We start from the raw sequence: 218 nt of genomic DNA on the forward strand, positions 1-218 counted from the left end.
TGAGAAGGCTATTGGTTCAAATGGAATGCCTGAAAAGGTAACTATGGACAAAAGTGGAGCTAACAAAGCGGGTATTGACACGATCAATCTCTATTTTGCTCTGCTCTTTATTCTTGGCTCACCCTGGAATCAAGTGACTGTCCGACAAGTTAAATACCTCAATAATAGTGTTGAACAGGACCACCGGTTTATCAAAAAAATCACTAAAGTGATGATGG

1 pseudogene is annotated in these 218 nt (G+C 39.9%); it reads left to right on the forward strand.

The features are described from left to right. Positions 1-218 (forward strand): annotated as a pseudogene (locus tag Lsan_RS17415) (DDE-type integrase/transposase/recombinase); the annotation flags it as partial.

This window comes from Legionella santicrucis, from assembly GCF_001468135.1.
GTDB classification, from domain to species: domain Bacteria; phylum Pseudomonadota; class Gammaproteobacteria; order Legionellales; family Legionellaceae; genus Legionella; species Legionella santicrucis.